The 15,319-nt window shown below is 45.6% G+C and carries 16 protein-coding genes, 2 tRNA genes, 1 other RNA gene and 1 pseudogene; 15 read left to right on the top strand and 5 right to left on the bottom strand.

Going from position 1 to position 15,319, the window contains the following annotated elements; all coding sequences use genetic code 11:
• The first annotated feature begins 5 nt into the window (after positions 1–5).
• The 12 genes from CIK92_RS01980 to CIK92_RS02035 all read left to right on the top strand — a co-directional run bounded on the left by CIK92_RS01980 (position 6) and on the right by CIK92_RS02035 (position 9,444).
• Positions 6–581, top strand: a complete 576-nt coding sequence (locus CIK92_RS01980) for a WG repeat-containing protein (protein WP_158214709.1) — start codon at positions 6–8, stop codon at positions 579–581.
• Positions 582–670: 89 nt separating this feature from the next.
• The gene (locus tag CIK92_RS01985; protein WP_158214710.1) at positions 671–1,681 is read left to right on the top strand and encodes a serpin family protein; all 1,011 of its coding nucleotides are present in this window, start codon (positions 671–673) and stop codon (positions 1,679–1,681) included.
• 52 nt (positions 1,682–1,733) lie between these two features.
• On the top strand, positions 1,734–2,021 hold the full coding sequence (locus CIK92_RS01990) for an HD domain-containing protein (protein ID WP_094387997.1): 288 nt from the start codon (positions 1,734–1,736) through the stop codon (positions 2,019–2,021).
• A gap of 612 nt (positions 2,022–2,633) precedes the next feature.
• Entirely contained in the window at positions 2,634–3,449 is an 816-nt protein-coding gene (locus CIK92_RS01995; RefSeq protein WP_144289303.1) for a hypothetical protein, read from the top strand.
• Entirely contained in the window at positions 3,446–4,390 is a 945-nt protein-coding gene (locus tag CIK92_RS02000; RefSeq protein WP_094387999.1) for a hypothetical protein, read from the top strand. The genes CIK92_RS01995 and CIK92_RS02000 overlap by 4 nt, the downstream gene beginning before the upstream one ends.
• Positions 4,391–4,409: 19 nt before the next feature.
• Complete coding sequence (locus CIK92_RS13285; protein ID WP_144289304.1) at positions 4,410–4,979, top strand: hypothetical protein; 570 nt, start codon at positions 4,410–4,412, stop codon at positions 4,977–4,979.
• 22 nt (positions 4,980–5,001) lie between these two features.
• Entirely contained in the window at positions 5,002–5,484 is a 483-nt protein-coding gene (locus CIK92_RS02010) for a hypothetical protein (RefSeq protein WP_158214711.1), read from the top strand.
• Positions 5,485–5,653: 169 nt separating this feature from the next.
• Positions 5,654–6,640, top strand: a complete 987-nt coding sequence (locus CIK92_RS02015; RefSeq protein WP_158214712.1) for an ATP-binding protein — start codon at positions 5,654–5,656, stop codon at positions 6,638–6,640.
• Positions 6,641–6,670: 30 nt separating this feature from the next.
• Positions 6,671–7,093 carry a hypothetical protein gene (locus tag CIK92_RS02020; RefSeq protein WP_094388002.1) on the top strand — a complete coding sequence of 141 codons (423 nt, stop codon included), beginning with the start codon at positions 6,671–6,673 and terminating at the stop codon, positions 7,091–7,093.
• 12 nt (positions 7,094–7,105) lie between these two features.
• Positions 7,106–7,501 carry a hypothetical protein gene (locus tag CIK92_RS02025; protein WP_144289305.1) on the top strand — a complete coding sequence of 132 codons (396 nt, stop codon included), beginning with the start codon at positions 7,106–7,108 and terminating at the stop codon, positions 7,499–7,501.
• Positions 7,502–7,522: 21 nt separating this feature from the next.
• A complete protein-coding gene (locus CIK92_RS02030; RefSeq protein ID WP_144289306.1) occupies positions 7,523–8,248 on the top strand; it encodes a vWA domain-containing protein in 726 nt (241 codons plus the stop codon).
• Entirely contained in the window at positions 8,245–9,444 is a 1,200-nt protein-coding gene (locus CIK92_RS02035; protein WP_254045978.1) for a WG repeat-containing protein, read from the top strand. The genes CIK92_RS02030 and CIK92_RS02035 overlap by 4 nt, the downstream gene beginning before the upstream one ends.
• A gap of 392 nt (positions 9,445–9,836) precedes the next feature.
• Here CIK92_RS02035 and CIK92_RS14000 read toward each other — a convergent pair.
• The 3 genes and pseudogenes from CIK92_RS14000 to CIK92_RS02045 all read right to left on the bottom strand — a co-directional run.
• Positions 9,837–9,962, bottom strand: a pseudogene (locus tag CIK92_RS14000) (nucleotidyl transferase AbiEii/AbiGii toxin family protein); the annotation flags it as partial.
• A complete protein-coding gene (locus CIK92_RS02040; protein WP_094388006.1) occupies positions 9,952–10,719 on the bottom strand; it encodes a type IV toxin-antitoxin system AbiEi family antitoxin domain-containing protein in 768 nt (255 codons plus the stop codon). The pseudogene CIK92_RS14000 and the gene CIK92_RS02040, both read right to left, overlap by 11 nt.
• A 369-nt stretch (positions 10,720–11,088) precedes the next feature.
• Positions 11,089–11,176, bottom strand: a tRNA-Ser gene (locus CIK92_RS02045).
• A 151-nt stretch (positions 11,177–11,327) separates the two neighbouring features.
• On the opposite strand from CIK92_RS02045, the gene CIK92_RS02050 reads away from it, so the two are divergent.
• The 3 genes from CIK92_RS02050 (at position 11,328) to CIK92_RS02060 (ending at position 14,203) form a co-directional block, all read left to right on the top strand.
• On the top strand, positions 11,328–13,901 hold the full coding sequence (locus tag CIK92_RS02050; protein WP_094388007.1) for an endonuclease MutS2: 2,574 nt from the start codon (positions 11,328–11,330) through the stop codon (positions 13,899–13,901).
• A gap of 128 nt (positions 13,902–14,029) precedes the next feature.
• Positions 14,030–14,128: signal recognition particle sRNA small type (gene ffs / locus CIK92_RS02055), an RNA gene on the top strand.
• A gap of 1 nt (position 14,129) precedes the next feature.
• Positions 14,130–14,203, top strand: a tRNA-Thr gene (locus CIK92_RS02060).
• A 131-nt stretch (positions 14,204–14,334) separates the two neighbouring features.
• On the opposite strand, the gene CIK92_RS02065 is transcribed toward CIK92_RS02060, so the two are convergent.
• Both CIK92_RS02065 and CIK92_RS02070 read right to left on the bottom strand, forming a co-directional pair.
• Positions 14,335–14,835: a very short patch repair endonuclease gene (locus CIK92_RS02065; protein WP_094388008.1), complete on the bottom strand. Its 501-nt coding sequence runs from the start codon at positions 14,833–14,835 to the stop codon at positions 14,335–14,337.
• Between the two features lie 64 nt (positions 14,836–14,899).
• Positions 14,900–15,313, bottom strand: coding sequence for a (deoxy)nucleoside triphosphate pyrophosphohydrolase (locus CIK92_RS02070; RefSeq protein WP_094388064.1), 414 nt, complete (start codon positions 15,311–15,313; stop codon positions 14,900–14,902).
• Positions 15,314–15,319: the final 6 nt, after the last annotated feature.

The raw sequence follows: 15,319 nt of genomic DNA on the forward strand, positions 1-15,319 counted from the left end.
AGAATATGAATAACGAAAATAATGTTTTAGAATATGATGAGGTGTGTCCTTATAGTGAGGGACGTGCTGCTGTTCGAAAGGGTGAGTTTTGGGGATATGTGGATGAGAATGGCAAACTTGTTTCTACAGACTTTACTAGGTCAGGAAAACCAGGGTTTCCATATAATTATGCGGAACCATTTTGTGATGGTTGGGCTAAAGTACATGATAAAGTGGGGCAGGAAGACAATTGCTATCTGATTGATAGAAATTGTAACCCTATGATGGTAGATGGTGAATATATATCTTCTGGTGATACAATGAGAAATGGTGTGTCTATCGTAGGATTTGGCTGTTTTGAAGACTATAGAGAATGTTTTATAGATAAAAATTGTCATGTGCTTTCCGACAGATTTGAAGAAATCTCTTACATAAGTAAAAAAGGAATACCATATTCAGACTTTGGAATTTATGCTATGGTGCGTAATGTCTATAAATACGGACTTCTTAATGTAAAGTCTTTTAAGTTAGAATTACCTTGTGAATATGGTTGGACTGATTTTTGGGAGGAAATAGAACGGTTAGGGATTAGTTTTGAGTGATAGAAAATGAATGCTTACTAACTCTATGCTGATAACATATATGAGAGAAAGGGTATGGAATGTAGAAACATAAAATAAATCACATGGTTATGACAGATCAAGAATTTAGAAAAATCATAAGCGAGACAAAACCATTTATGTTTGACCTTTACCGCCAATACAATGGCGATAAGTCGACAACAATGTCTCCCATAAGCATTATGCTACTCATGAGCATATTGGCAAATGGTGCGAGTGGCGAAACAAAAAAGGAGATTATGAGGGCGCTTGGTGTAAGTGGACTCTCTATTCAAGACTTGAATGCTATTTGCAAAACCTTGATAAGAGAATTGCCTTTAAATATCAGCAACCGTATTGATGTTTACAATCGAATAAAACTGTCTGATGATTTTATTAATGTAATGCACGACACATACAAAGCAACTATCACGGAAGGACTAAACATTGATGGAGTCACATTGGCGAACTCTGTACGATTTTGCAAAAAATGGATGAAAACTTTCGATGAAGAGTATACTGCCGTGGAAATGTTTTACGGTAATGCCAGCAATGAAAATGTCAATATGATGTCACAACATGATTTGTTCTATTACATGTCCGACAAAGACTTTTCGGCTGTTGATTTACCATATCATGGAGGTCGCTATTGCATGAGAATAATATTGCCGAATCCTAATATTGACATTGCAAAGATAACAGACATGCTCGGCAACGAAATGTTGGAATACATCCCTTCACAAATGGACATTTGCGAGGTTGAACTAAAGATGCCGAAATTTAGAATCGACACAGATGTAAGTCTAAGCAAAGCAATACGGACACTTGGAGCATTGTCAATGTTTGATGATATAAAGGCAAACTTCAGCAATATGTCAGAGGCTCCGCTATTTGTTTCCGATATTCTACAAAAGGCATATGTAGATGTCAACGAATATGGAACTGAGGCTTACGCCGAGACTCGGTGTTGCTTATTAGGCTCTGCTCCAGATTCTCCCAAATATCGGGAAGTGGAGTTTCATGCCAATCGTCCTTTCATATATATGCTGATAGACGAGTGCTTTAACGCCATCATCTTTCTTGGGCAATTTATGGGGCTTTAGAAGGACGAGTCATAATTGACACATTATAAAGAACAACAAGAATAAATAGACTATGAACGAGAAGTATGAAAAGAAGATACAAGCCGATGTGGACACAATCTTCACATTGATGGTTCAACGAGTGGACAAGAAACAGATGTACTTGCTGCATGAAGCATATGACTTTGCCGCTTATGCCCACAAAGACCAACTGCGCAAGTCTGGCGAACCATATATCAGTCACCCTGTTGCCGTGGCACGCATCGTGGCAGAAGAACTGGAACTTGGAGCAAGCCCTGTTATATGCACAACCAAAAGATTTCATAACCTATTATCAGATAGAAATATGAATATTATGTGATAGATTGAAGGTTACTTTTCCATCCATATTATCATAAACAGACAAAATGACAAACTTAGAAGTTGTGCCCGACACGGATTAGGGTATTGAGATATGAAATCATTAGCAAGCATTTTGGTTGTATTGTTCAGCATTATAACCGCTTCTACAATTGTTAGTTGTGACTCAAAGCCTTCAACAGCGAACTCGTACGCAAATGAGGATGTTTATGAGGAGGAAAGTCAGAAAACGTTCCAATGTACGCTATGTAGCGGATATGGCGTTTATGCAGGATATACTTGTAACAGATGTGGTGGAACAGGAGAGATTGTGGCTGATTATGTAGAGACACGTTCAAACTCAGATGTCTCCTTTAGAGGCAGGTCTTTCTATTATGGAAGGTGTAATAGTGGGTGCGGTTGCCAGATTTACGAGCATAAACCAGGTCAGACAGAGTGCGTTAATTGTGCTGCAAATGGATGTTCAACCACAAAACTCTATCATAAGAAAGAATATTGATACATCTGGGCAATGAAGAATTTTGTTGCAATGTTGGTTTCCTCAAAGTTAATGCAATGTTGAGTAAAACAAAATAAGAATTTTAAGATGAAAAATTGGTTCGTATATATGATAATGATGTTGTTCTTTGCAAGTTGTTCAGAACAACAGATAATGGAAGAAATGGCATCTTCAACAAAGTTGACAGAACAGAAAAGCATGACAGTCAGTCCGGAAGACTCAATCATGTCATTGCTCTATCAAGCTCGCTGGGGCGATGGTTCGGCATATCTGAAACTGGTAGATTGTTATCGAGATGGTATTGGTGTGAAGAAGGATTTCTTTGGTATGATTACTATGGCTCACATGGCAGAGGGGCGTGGAGCAATCAATCGCATAGATGACTATATCTACGGCTTGCCAGATGGTAATGATTACAAAACATTATTTCTCCTAATGGATGGCTATAAGTCGTATATTCAAGAGGATTCAGACAGCATAGAGCATGTACTACGTGCGAGCGACAGTCCTGAAGCAAAGACACTCCTCGGAATGATTACTGTTGACCAAGGCGACACAATATCGGGGATAAATAAGATTAAAGAGGCAGCAGATCAAGGTTGTTCCTTGGCTGAACTGCTGATTACCATACCTGACTGGAAAGGCAGACTGAGAGCAGATGCAACAAAACTTGCCATAATTGCTCATCGTGTACCTCTCGCCAATCTGATTCTTGGCGACCTCTATTATGAGCCTGATGAGAATGGCAAATCAAACAAGCAACTTGCTGTAGAATACTACATGAAAGCAGAAGAACATGCTGTGTTGGACCGACATGGCGCAGAAAGAGTGCTCGACTATTACAGAAATGGAGGGAATGTCCAACTGACAGAAGACGATGTCAAGCGATTGGAACTGATTGTACAACCTAAAGATGTAGAGACGGAATGAAAACAATAAAACAAGCATTTAGAACTTTATTAGTATTCATGCTAATATTCTATTGCGTAGGTGTCTATGCTCAGAGAAAAGAAGTTTCCTATTTCAACGATAGTGTTGAAATTTGTCCATTAGCAGACAAAGAACTTATAGACTCATGCTATTACCTATTGGATAGAAACATGATGTTGGAAACAGAAGGTGTCTATGGACAGATTGTAGTCCTGGACGCAACAACATCGGAAGTATTAGCTTGGGCATCATTGGAGAAAATGTTGGACGGTGAGTGTGAAGGGTGTGGTGATATGGTATATGTTCCATTCAAGAAGAAGGTCTGTTCTACAGACATCTTTGTACCCTTTATAGCTGCAAGGTGTTTAGAGGAGTCAAATACGCCTTTAGGAAGAATGGTCGATACTGAATGTGGAATATTGGAAGTCAGTGATAGTCTGAAAATACGTGACCATAATTGGCGAAGAGGTGGTTATGGAAAAGTTACATTTGAAAAGGCGTTACTGATGAAGTCGAGAATCGGAATGTACAAGGCTTTCACGATCATGCCCAATGGAACGGATTTATGGAGGCAAGCATGTGATACTACAGCGAAGAGTAACGCCATAGAGTTGGCTATGACTTTCAATCAAAAATACCACCCAAAGTCATCTTTAGGATATGTCAAGAAGATTGCTACTGGCATTTTTGAGAAAAAAGGAATACAACATCGACTTGCTCCAGAAGGTGTAAAACTGGCAGGTATGTACAACATACGGCAAAGTGATGACAACAAAAGAACTTCTGATGAATTTACGTTTGTCGGCTGTTTTCCAGCCGATAATCCGAAATACACCATCGGTATGGTTGTCATTCGTCCCCATAAACTACCTGCAAATATTGGAATGTTGAGTAAAGAGGTGAATCAACTGATAGAATGGTTGATGAATAGGAATAAATAGAAGTTGTATCAAAAATACTATGAATATCAACAGAATACTTGCACTCAACATTCCCGACATACATCCTGCATACGGAGGTGTAAGGGGAAAGACGATGTCATCACGCAGTCTGGGCTATGCCTGGCCAGTTATAAAGGACGTAGGCGTTCATACGATCATTGACCTTCGTAATGACGGCATGAACCAACGCATGCAGAACCTTTGTGAAGAGTACGGTATGGAGTATTTCTACTATCCTGTTGATAACCGTACCGATGTCGTTGAAAGTATGGTGTCGTTGTTTACAGAGTTTTGTGAGCGCATCGACCGAGGCGGTTTCTATATCGCTTGTGCCATGGGGCTGCACCGTACAGACATCGCTCTCAGTACCTACTGGGTGTTCTATGGTGCAGACAAGGGAAAGGAGCCGCCGACTCTGAAAGGCTACCTGAAAGAAAGCGGCCACGGCACCTCAAAGATATTGCGAGTACTTAATGCCTTCTATGACAAGCTCACGGAGAGAGATGGCAAGGAGCCGATGCCCATTGAGGAGTTTAAGCGAAGAAAGCAAGTCATCAACGAGCAAAGCAAGAGAAACAACAAAAAGTAATAACCTCATAATAAGAATAGTCATGGAACAGAAATATACCATTTGCTTTGTCTGCACGGGCAATGCATGCAGAAGTCCATTTGCCGAGTGTGTACTCAAATCGATGCTCGAACAAGAGGGAATGAATAATATCGAAGTGTTCTCTCGTGGCACATTGGACTGGGGAGAAAACCCTCGTGACGCTAATATGGTACGAATTGCCAGAGAGTTGGGCTATGACCTGAAAGGAATGACTACACCTATCACGCATGAGAAGTTGCATGAGGCAGACTGCATTGTTATCTTTGATGCGGAACACCGTAATGCCATTACCAGAGTGCTTGACTATACGAATTGGGACAGGATTGTCATGTTCGACAAACTGGCATTTGGTACAGATACCGCAGTTATGGATCCGCACTATCAAACTGATGTCGTGTATCAGAGTGTGGCCTCGCATATTGTAAAAGGGTGCAAGCGGATGATTGAACAGTGGAGGGATAATCCACCGACTCACAAGGTGTAAAGATTGCAGGATAACAAAATCTTTCAGTCCCTTTCATCAGACTATGATGGCTATCATACGATGATGAAAGGGATTTTTTTCAGTCAAACAAAAGAATGATGATAGAAGATGCTTGTTCTACCCATCTTTCTTTATAGAAGTACAACTAACGAAACGAGGAGGAATGTACATGAATACGACAGAAACAGAAAAAGACTGGTTGCGCCGCATCTGCGGACAGAAACCTTCCGACACAGCAGAAAAGCAGGTCAGAAAGGTTGCCAAAGAAGCAGTAGAGCAGAACCCCACTCCACTAAAGAAGAAAGGCAATGGTTTCGGTGATGTTGCCGGCATGAACGAACTGAAGCAGAGAGTGACGGAAGGGTTCATCAACGTACTCCAAAACCGAGAATGTGCCGAAGTCTATGGCATCAAGCCTCCGTCCATGCTATTTTATGGCCCGGCAGGATGTGGAAAAACCTTCTTTGCGGAGAAGATGGCAGAGGAGGTCGGCATCAATTTCATGAAGATCGTTCCCGATGACTTGGCTTGCACTTGGGTTCACGGAACCCAGCAGAAGATTGGCGAGGTTTTCAAGGAAGCAGAGAAGAACGCTCCTACCTTGCTCTTCTTTGATGAGTTTGATGCTATGGTGCCACGACGTTCGGGTGAGGAAGGCAACCAACATTATGACAGCGAGGTAAATGAGTTTCTGTGCATGCTCAACAATGCCTCCGACAAAGGTGTTTATGTCCTCGCAGCTACCAATCATCCAGAACGCATAGACAAGGCGGTGCTGAGAACCGGACGTATAGATGAAATGGTGTATATCGACATGCCTGACATAGAAGCACGCAAGAGTCTGTTTGCCTTGGAACTGTCGAAACTCCCCACAGAAGGCGATATTGACACAACCCATCTTTCTGAATTGACCAACGGCTACAACTGCTCTGACATCAGCTACATCGTCAAGTCGGCAGCTCGCAAGAAGTTCAACGAGACCATCAAGAGCCCTGACGGAAAGAAACAAGGTATCACGCAAGAAGTATTGGAAGAAATCATAGCGACAAGAAGTCCTTCTGTTAGCATCAAGTCACTTCGGGAATATGAGCGTGTGAGGAGCGAGTTCTCCCCAAAGGACAAAGGACTCAAACCTGTAACCATAGGCTTTAGATAACAATAGTAATAACCATAAAAATTAAATCAGATGAAAGAAAAGATTTTGGCAGCCTTTGAAAACTTGGGCTTTAACTTGGAAGACAACGAATCGTTGGGTTATCACTTTTATTATGAGGGTATCAACTTTCTCTATATGTACAACGAAGATGATGAGGACTTCCTCAATATCTCTGTTCCAAGCATTTACGATCTGGAGGAAGATAACAAGGAAGGCTATAACGCACTTAAAGAGAAAATCAACTCCTCCCTTAAATACGTCAAGGCATACACCCTTGGCAAGGGGCTCTGGCTATTCTACGAACGTGACCTTCTTGGCAACGAAGACCTGGAGGAGGTGATCCGTCATATGATTCTTCACCTTGCTGCTGCTTTGATGTTCGCTCGCGACTCTATTGAAAAGATTGATAATGGCGAGAGCGATGAAAGTTCCGATAACGATAACAACGACTAAACGACAAGTATTATGACAAGACATGAAATGGTAGTCTCAGTACTACAGTCTCTAGGGTTCAAGCCTCAGATTGATGATGAAGGTGACATATTTATCCGCTATCAGATGAAAACATTCTATGTGATGGGAGCAAATTCAGATGATGAAGACTATCTTGTTGTCGTATTCCCCCAAATGTATGAGGTTGACGAAGGGGAAGAGACAAAAGTCCTCGCAGCCTGCAACAAGACAACTCGTGAAATCAAGCTCGCCAAGGTTTATATAGACCAGACTTTGAAGAATGTCTCGGCAAGTTGTGAATTCTATTACAATGGTGAAGAAAGCTTGAAGACCTGCCTTGACAAGGCGATAGAGATTCTTGGCATGGTACGATTAACCTTCATCAAGACTATGCGTTCGTTTGATTAACAACAATAATATATGAATGAAATGGAAGTAAAGAATGAAATCCTGAAGACCAAGGTCTTCAATGTAATCATCCTCGACCGTAGCGGTTCGATGGAGTGTATACGCCAAGCTGCCGTTGAAGGCTTCAACGAAACCTTAGCTGGCATAAAAAAGGCGCAAGAGAAGTTTGCCGACACTCAGGATCATTTCGTGTCATTGGTGACATTCTGTAGTTGTGAGACAAAGCATTTGTATGACAAAACTCCTGTGGCAGAAGCCAAGCCTCTGAATATAGAGAATTTCCAGCCATGTTGTACAACCCCACTCTATGACGCTATGGGCATGACGCTAACTGGTATGCACAAGCATGTACAGGGCATGAAGGATGCTTTGGTGGTCGTTACCATTATCACGGATGGTATGGAGAATGCCTCTCGCGAGTATAACGGCAAGACCATTAAGGAACTTGTGGAACGGCTACGTGGCGAAGGATGGACATTTACTTATATGGGAGCCAACCAAGACTCTGTAGAGGTGGCCATGTCAATGTCTATCCGCAATGCCCGAAACTTTGACTACAGCAATGAGGGAACACGTGCTTCGATGCAGAAAGACAGTAGCACCCGTATGAATCTCTTCGGTCGTCTGGCAAAGTGGAAGACAGCAGAGATGAAAGGTTGTTGTGCGGTTCCTGCATCAGAATCAGAGCGCCGCAACCTATATGCAAACATGGCTGATGAAGCCTTTGATGAGGAGGAAAACAAATGAAATCGACATCCATGAAACGAGCTTTCGTATTGTTCTGGCACGGATTCACCGCCATCCTTGCCAGTATAGCCAACTGGTTTACGACAATATTTGGCATGAACGACGACTCCAAGTATGGCAAGTTCATACGCCGTGTTGTCTGTTCGTCCTTTGCTGTCATTATGGTGATGCTGACCGCTGCTGTGGTGTATAGTGTTTGTCATGCGTTCTATGAGGAACTCCCTTGGAAGTGCAGAGCTAAAGAATGTGTTTATGATACCATGAAACTCTCCCAAGGAGTCACCTATTTCCATTTGTATGACAACCCTGGCTATGTCAAGAATGCTGACGGCAAGAAGACTGTTACAGATATTGACTGGCTATTCAAGCCGTTGGGTAGGGACACGCTGGCTTGCTACAAGAGTGGAGACAAACGTGGTTATCTAAGCCTTCTGACTGGTGAGGTAGCTATCAAACCTCAGTATGCCCATGCGTGGATATTTTCCGACGGTCTGGCTTGTGTCGATGATAATGGATGGCTGAAGTTCATCGATGCGAAAGGAAAAGTAGCCATAGACCTCAAGACTCCATACAATCCAGAGTATGACGGCTATGTGTTTCACAACAATCATTGTGTTATTGCAAATAGCTACCTCAACACTGTAGGTTTGATTGACAAGCAGGGAAACTGGGTGTTGACTGCCAAGTATGATGCAATAGAGCCTGTCGATACTTTCTGGATTGTCACTCAGGGCAAAAAGCAAAGTGTGTTGAACGCTTCTATGGGTACTGTTTTTCCATTCGCCGAAGCTAAATACAGTATATTGGATGAAATGATAACCGAGATTACTCCTGACCATATCATTCGCAGATATACCTTGCAGGGCAAGCTCATCAATGACTTCTATATCTACAATGTGGAGCAGTTGACATACGAGACCAACGAGTTGCGTTATGAGTCAACAAAGAACTATGACGATGAAGGCAACGTGACAAGTGAAGAAATGAATTCTGTGCCATCTCCTATACATGCAGTCGCTCGCTGCAAACAGTACGAGACAGAATATGATTGGCACGGTCTGATGTCTCCAGAAGGTAAGATTATCACACCTCCTGTATATAGTAGCATCAAAGCCATAGGCTATGACCTCTACCTCTGCAAGGACTCAGAATGTAGAGGTGTTATCATCAATGGCAAGGGTCAAAAGGTTAAGTAATATTAACTCGTATGCTCACCAACGGAGGAGGGTGTGTTCAAAAGTAATAAAATGATGAAATATGCATAAACTGCAATGCAAACTGTAGGAGCCGCGGGCATTCTTGCCTGCGGCATTGCAGCAAGAAAGTCAGTTAGTTACGGCTGTCTGCAGTGGTGCGGGCAGGAATGCCCGCACCTCCTACGTTTAGCCTTTTCTTCACATTTTATTAGTTTTGACTCAGCCTCGATAACTCAATCTATTTGGGAAATAAGAAGTCTTTCAACTTTTTAATTCCCTGCTCATATTTTTGAATGTTATGCTCCTTCAGATTTCTGATATTGAGCAATTTTCAATGGACAGAAGGATATTTGGACAAATCACCGGCACTACACAGACTCCAATCAGGGCTACCGTGGCAAATTCTTGCGGAACAGATTTATGGCTGTTCCACCATGCACGGCAAATTCCTTGATACGATATACAGACGGCATAATTCTTATCAATAATGCGACCTGCTTCTTGTACTTATCCCTCATATTCTTCTAAATCTTTTGGAATAGTCATGTTATATTTACGATTAAATGTACCATTGGTAGCAGCTTGGATTTTCCCAGTCCCGACATATATCTTTTCGGGATGCAGTTCTTCGAACCAAAAATGACCTGCCTTTTCAGCCATATACAGAAACATCCTCTTTACTCTGTTGTTGTCCAAAGTTTCCAACAAGTGCTGTACAACATCAGAACGTAGGGTGGTCAGTTGCTCCATAACATAGTACAGATCCATGTAGCTGTATGACTTTGGAGCCAAGATTAGACATTCCAAGAACGCTTGTTCTGGAGAAGAAACATATAACGTGCCACTGTCCGTAACTCTTTCTATTGTCTCTGTATACGAGAAGGCATTTGTGTGAAACACCCGGAAGGTAGCGTCATAGACATCACTTTGCATCCATAATGGTGTCTTGAACGTTGGTGCTGCCACCATCAGAACAGGCTTTCCCATTGGTACATAATGGTTGAACCCCGTATATTCCAAGGCAGACATTGCAGCCACTCTGAGGGTGCCACCCATCTGTTTGTTATATGACGCTATGGCATCATAAGCATTCAAACGGGCACCAGTGCGACACATCACACCTTTGCATATAGCTGTCAGCCATCCTGAGTCTCTGTATTTCTTTTGCAGTTGGACCGAATAGCCTTTCTTCTTCAGACAGTCAGCAAATAACAGCCCTGTCGGTGCGGTATTGGCAAGCAGTTGGTTTATTTTTGTTCCGTATAATACACTCATAGTTTATTGCAAAGCTAAATATTCAACTGCAAAGATAGATATTTTTATTCTTCCTTGCAAGAAACGAGTTAGAAAAAATGCCTTGAAATAAACCAAAAGTATATTTTGATGCATAATTACCAACCAAAGAACTTGCCACCATCATCACAAGTTTTCTCCCAATTGGATTTTCCCCACAACGTTCGTTTATGGCTCAAAAATTCGTGTGTGCTATCCGTGTACAACATAATAAAAGATAAAGGTAAAGGCTTCCCTAACTGGTTGTAATCAATATTCCACAATGTTTATCGGGTAAGCCTATATTTGTGCTCATTTAAGAAAATAGACCATTAAATAAAAGTCCTGTAAATCTTTCGACTTACAGGACTTTGGCGGAGAGAGAGGGATTCGAACCCCCGGTACCTCTCGGTACGGCGGTTTTCAAGACCGCTGTAATCGACCACTCTACCATCTCTCCAATGCTTTCATCATTGCTGGCAGGTCGATGTGCCTTAAAAGCGAGTGCAAAGGTATTAAGTTTTTTTGGTTCCGCCAAACTTTTGTAGTTTTTTTTTCAAATTATTTCCGTTTTCCTTATCCTTATGCAGGAAAAGTGGTAACTTTGCAGTATGATTTACCCTGATAATTTCGAATTTAAGATAGGTTTTCATGAGATTCGCGACATGCTTCGTTCGCGTTGTCTCTCACCATTGGGCATCGTGCGCATCGACAACATGGCGTTTATGACCGATGCAGACGCCATCAATGCTTCTATGGAGCAGATTAGAGAGATGAAACGTATACGTTCGGGCGAAGAGGATTTCCCTCTAAATGCATTTTTCGATATTCGCGAAAGCATGAAGCGGCTCCGCATGACGGGCACATTCCTCGAAGAGACTGAGCTCTTTGAGCTGATGCGCACCCTTGCCACGATGAATGACGTCGTGGCTTTTCTCAAGCGCTATACCGACGACGAACATACCGCCTTCATCTTCCCCGCCCTTGCGGCACTCACCGAGGGCGTGATACCCATGCCCCAGATAGTGAAGGACATCGACCGCATATTAGACAAATTCGGACATATCAAGGACAATGCCTCTCCCAAATTAGCTGAAATCCGTCACGAACTGGCCCGAACCAAGGGTTCCATCTCGCGCATACTGGGTGGAATACTCCGCTCGGCACAGAGCGAAGGACTTGTAGACAAGGACGTAGCCCCCACCCTACGCGACGGCCGACTGGTATTGCCCGTGGCGCCAGGACTGAAGCGCAAGATAGGTGGTATCGTACACGACGAGTCGGCAAGCGGACGCACCGTGTATGTGGAGCCTGCCGAGGTGGTAGAGGCCAACAACCATATACGCGAGCTCGAGAGCGACGAGCGACATGAGATTATCCGCATACTCAAGCAGATGGCCGACGACATACGCCCCCATACCGAGGAGATACTGTTCTCCCAGGACTTTCTGGCCGACATCGACTTCGTACACGCCAAGGCTTCTCTCTCCGAGAGTATGCAGTGCGCCGAACCTCAGGTGACTGCCACCCCTATCATCGACTGGACCCGAGCCCGCCACCCCTTGCTCGAGCAGCGCCTCAAGCAGAACTCTGCCACTCCCTCCGCGCTCGTACCTCTTAATATAGAGCTCACCACCGACAACCGCATACTCATCATCTCGGGCCCCAATGCCGGCGGAAAGTCCGTCTGCCTCAAGACCACCGGACTCTTGCAGTATATGGTGCAGTGTGGTCTGGGCATCCCCGTAGACGAACGCTCGCGCGTGGGTATGTTCAAGGACATCATGATAGACATCGGCGATGAGCAGAGTCTCGAGAACGACCTGTCCACCTACTCCTCCCACCTGCTCAATATGAAGAACATGCTGAAGCAGGCCAATCCATCCACACTGATACTCATCGACGAGTTTGGCACCGGAACCGAGCCCAACATCGGCGGAGCCATAGCCGAGAGTGTACTGGGGCAATTTCTTGCCCACGGAGCCTGGGGCGTCATCACCACGCACTACCAGAACCTCAAGCACTTCGCCGACGAGCACGAGGGCGTGGCCAACGGCGCCATGCTCTACGACCGCCACGAGATGAAGCCTCTGTTCCAACTCTCCATAGGTCGCCCCGGCAGCTCGTTTGCCATCGAGATTGCGCGCAAGATAGGACTCCCCGAAGAGGTGATACGCCAAGCCAGCAACATCGTGGGCTCCGACTACATCCAGAGCGACAAGTATCTGCAGGATATCGTTCGCGACAAGCGTTACTGGGAAAACAAGCGCACCAATATCCATCAGCGCGAGAAGGAGCTGGAGCGCCAGATAGAACGCTATGAGCATGATATCGAGCAGATTGGCGTACAGCGCAAGGAGATACTGCGCCGAGCCAAGCAGGAGGCTGAAGAAATATTGAGCGAGAGCAACCGACGTATCGAAAACACCATACGCGAGATACGTGAGAGCCAGGCTGAACGCGAAAACACCAAGCGCATCCGCGAGGAACTGGAGCAGTTCAAGCAGGAGGTAAGCGACCTCGACACCCAAGCCAACGACGAGATGATAGCCCGCAAGATGGCACAGATTCAACAGCGCAAGGAGCGACGCCAGCAGCGCAAGGAGCAGCGCGCCAACGAACAGCAGCAACAGCAGAAGCGCCAGGAGCAAGCCCGGCAGCAGGCCCAAGCCAGCCAGCAGCCATTGGCAGCCGGCGACAGCGTGTGCATCAAGGGTGCATCGTCGGTGGGCACCATCGAGCGCATCGACGGCAAGATGGCCAGCGTCATCTTTGGCGACATGCGCACTCGTATGCGGGTTGACAGACTGCAGCGTGCCAACGCCCCACAGAGCGCCGCCACCACCGAAGCTCCCAAAACCCATGCCGACGAACGTATGGAGAACCTGCGCAGCTACAACATCTCCCACCTCACCCAGCAGACCATCGACAGTCACCGCCAGAACTTCCACCAGGACCTCGATGTGCGGGGTATGCGTGGCGACGAAGCGCTCAATGCCGTGCAGCATTTCATCGACGATGCCATCCTCATGGGTATGCAGCGCGTGCGCATCCTCCATGGCAAGGGCAACGGCATCCTGCGCCAGCTCATCCGTCAGTACCTCGGAGCCATCCCCAATGTCACCCACTATGCCGACGAGCATGTGCAGTTTGGCGGAGCCGGCATCACCGTAGTCGATTTCTGACCGACATTTGGCTGCCAAGAGCGTACCTCCGAGCCCCATAAAGCATGGCTTTTTAGTTAAAATAGAAAAAAATGTACCATTTCATGCTTGATTTAGCACGAAAAGTAGTATCTTTGCATCCGCAAAATGGGCAAGTCTCTTACGGCCAGCTCCCTGTGAATCCCCCAGGATGGGAACATAGCAAGGGTAATAGGTTGTAGCGGCGCGATAAGAATCGCTTGCCCACCCGCCTCTTTAGCTCAGTTGGCCAGAGCACGTGATTTGTAATCTCGGGGTCGTTGGTTCGAATCCGACAAGAGGCTCAAGACAGGGAACACAAAGCCACTTCGACCGAGAAGTCCACACCATGGGCTTCTCGGTTTTTTCGTTTATGGGCACGGAGCTTATCGCCGCGCCGCCGCTCGGGGCCTATATCGCCTGCGTCACTATCTTCCTATTCAGGCTCGCCATCTTCGGCCACCATGCCCGGTGCCTTCTCATCCAATTCATACTTCCTTACGCTGTGATCGTTGAGCCATATCCTGTTGAGAGTATACGCCAGCGACTCCAGTGTCTGTTCTCTCACCGCAGGTTTGAGCTGACACTCCCACACAGTGATACAATGCCATCCCATCGAGGCAAGACGGCGCTGCTCTTCGATGTCGCGGGCGCGGTTGCGCGCTATTTTCGCCTTCCAGAATTCGGTATTACTCTTGGGTACCACATAATAGCGACAGCCCTCATGACCATGCCAGAAGCAGCCATTGACAAAGATGACCGAGCGATACTTGCGCAGCACGATGTCGGGGTGTCCGGGCAGCCACGGATGGTTGAGCCTGTAGCGGAAGCCACGGCCAAAGAGGAATTTCCTCACCACCATTTCTGGTTTGGTGCCCTTCCCCCGTATCTGTGCCATACAGTGATGGCGCTGCTCCTTTGTCAGTTTGTCTGCCATTGCCCCTGATTCACTTTCCCACTCTTTTACAAGCCCTTGCCGCCAAGTTCGCTTTCTGAGTATCTCATCTTGTCTCGCCCTCCACAGCCCTCGCTTTCAGCCGTTCTATCACCAGTTCGTCGGCGGGCAACCACCTCACCGAGTCGAGTTCACCCAGCCCGAGCCACTTTGCCGCCTCGTGCTCCAGCAGCGTCAACTCACCACTCATCACTGTGCAGAGATAGCAGTGCATGGTCAGATGAAACTTCGGGTAATCATATTCGACCGTTGTGAGCCGTTCGCCGACGCTTATCCTCGTTGCCAGTTCCTCCCTAATTTCTCTACACAGAGCCGCTTCAGGCGTCTCGCCCGGCTCCATCTTCCCGCCGGGAAACTCCCACCAGTCTTTCCATTCACCATAACCACGCTGCGTGGCAAAGACCCTGTCGCCATCACAGATAATGGCTGCCACCACCTCAACATGTTTCCTCTTATCCATACGCTG

This window comes from Prevotella sp. P4-67, from assembly GCF_002251325.1.
In the GTDB taxonomy this organism is placed as follows: domain Bacteria; phylum Bacteroidota; class Bacteroidia; order Bacteroidales; family Bacteroidaceae; genus Prevotella.

What these genes read in the sequence shown, in the direction of transcription:
- CIK92_RS01980 (WP_158214709.1), top strand. Translation starts at nt 6, where the DNA reads ATGAATAACGAAAATAATGTTTTAGAATATGATGAGGTGTGTCCTTAT.
- CIK92_RS01985 (WP_158214710.1), top strand. Translation starts at nt 671, where the DNA reads ATGACAGATCAAGAATTTAGAAAAATCATAAGCGAGACAAAACCATTT.
- CIK92_RS01990 (WP_094387997.1), top strand. Translation starts at nt 1,734, where the DNA reads ATGAACGAGAAGTATGAAAAGAAGATACAAGCCGATGTGGACACAATC.
- CIK92_RS01995 (WP_144289303.1), top strand. Translation starts at nt 2,634, where the DNA reads ATGATGTTGTTCTTTGCAAGTTGTTCAGAACAACAGATAATGGAAGAA.
- CIK92_RS02000 (WP_094387999.1), top strand. Translation starts at nt 3,446, where the DNA reads ATGAAAACAATAAAACAAGCATTTAGAACTTTATTAGTATTCATGCTA.
- CIK92_RS13285 (WP_144289304.1), top strand. Translation starts at nt 4,410, where the DNA reads ATGAATATCAACAGAATACTTGCACTCAACATTCCCGACATACATCCT.
- CIK92_RS02010 (WP_158214711.1), top strand. Translation starts at nt 5,002, where the DNA reads ATGGAACAGAAATATACCATTTGCTTTGTCTGCACGGGCAATGCATGC.
- CIK92_RS02015 (WP_158214712.1), top strand. Translation starts at nt 5,654, where the DNA reads ATGAATACGACAGAAACAGAAAAAGACTGGTTGCGCCGCATCTGCGGA.
- CIK92_RS02020 (WP_094388002.1), top strand. Translation starts at nt 6,671, where the DNA reads ATGAAAGAAAAGATTTTGGCAGCCTTTGAAAACTTGGGCTTTAACTTG.
- CIK92_RS02025 (WP_144289305.1), top strand. Translation starts at nt 7,106, where the DNA reads ATGACAAGACATGAAATGGTAGTCTCAGTACTACAGTCTCTAGGGTTC.
- CIK92_RS02030 (WP_144289306.1), top strand. Translation starts at nt 7,523, where the DNA reads ATGGAAGTAAAGAATGAAATCCTGAAGACCAAGGTCTTCAATGTAATC.
- CIK92_RS02035 (WP_254045978.1), top strand. Translation starts at nt 8,245, where the DNA reads ATGAAATCGACATCCATGAAACGAGCTTTCGTATTGTTCTGGCACGGA.
- CIK92_RS02040 (WP_094388006.1), bottom strand. Translation starts at nt 10,719, where the DNA reads ATGAGTGTATTATACGGAACAAAAATAAACCAACTGCTTGCCAATACC.
- CIK92_RS02050 (WP_094388007.1), top strand. Translation starts at nt 11,328, where the DNA reads ATGATTTACCCTGATAATTTCGAATTTAAGATAGGTTTTCATGAGATT.
- CIK92_RS02065 (WP_094388008.1), bottom strand. Translation starts at nt 14,835, where the DNA reads ATGGCAGACAAACTGACAAAGGAGCAGCGCCATCACTGTATGGCACAG.
- CIK92_RS02070 (WP_094388064.1), bottom strand. Translation starts at nt 15,313, where the DNA reads ATGGATAAGAGGAAACATGTTGAGGTGGTGGCAGCCATTATCTGTGAT.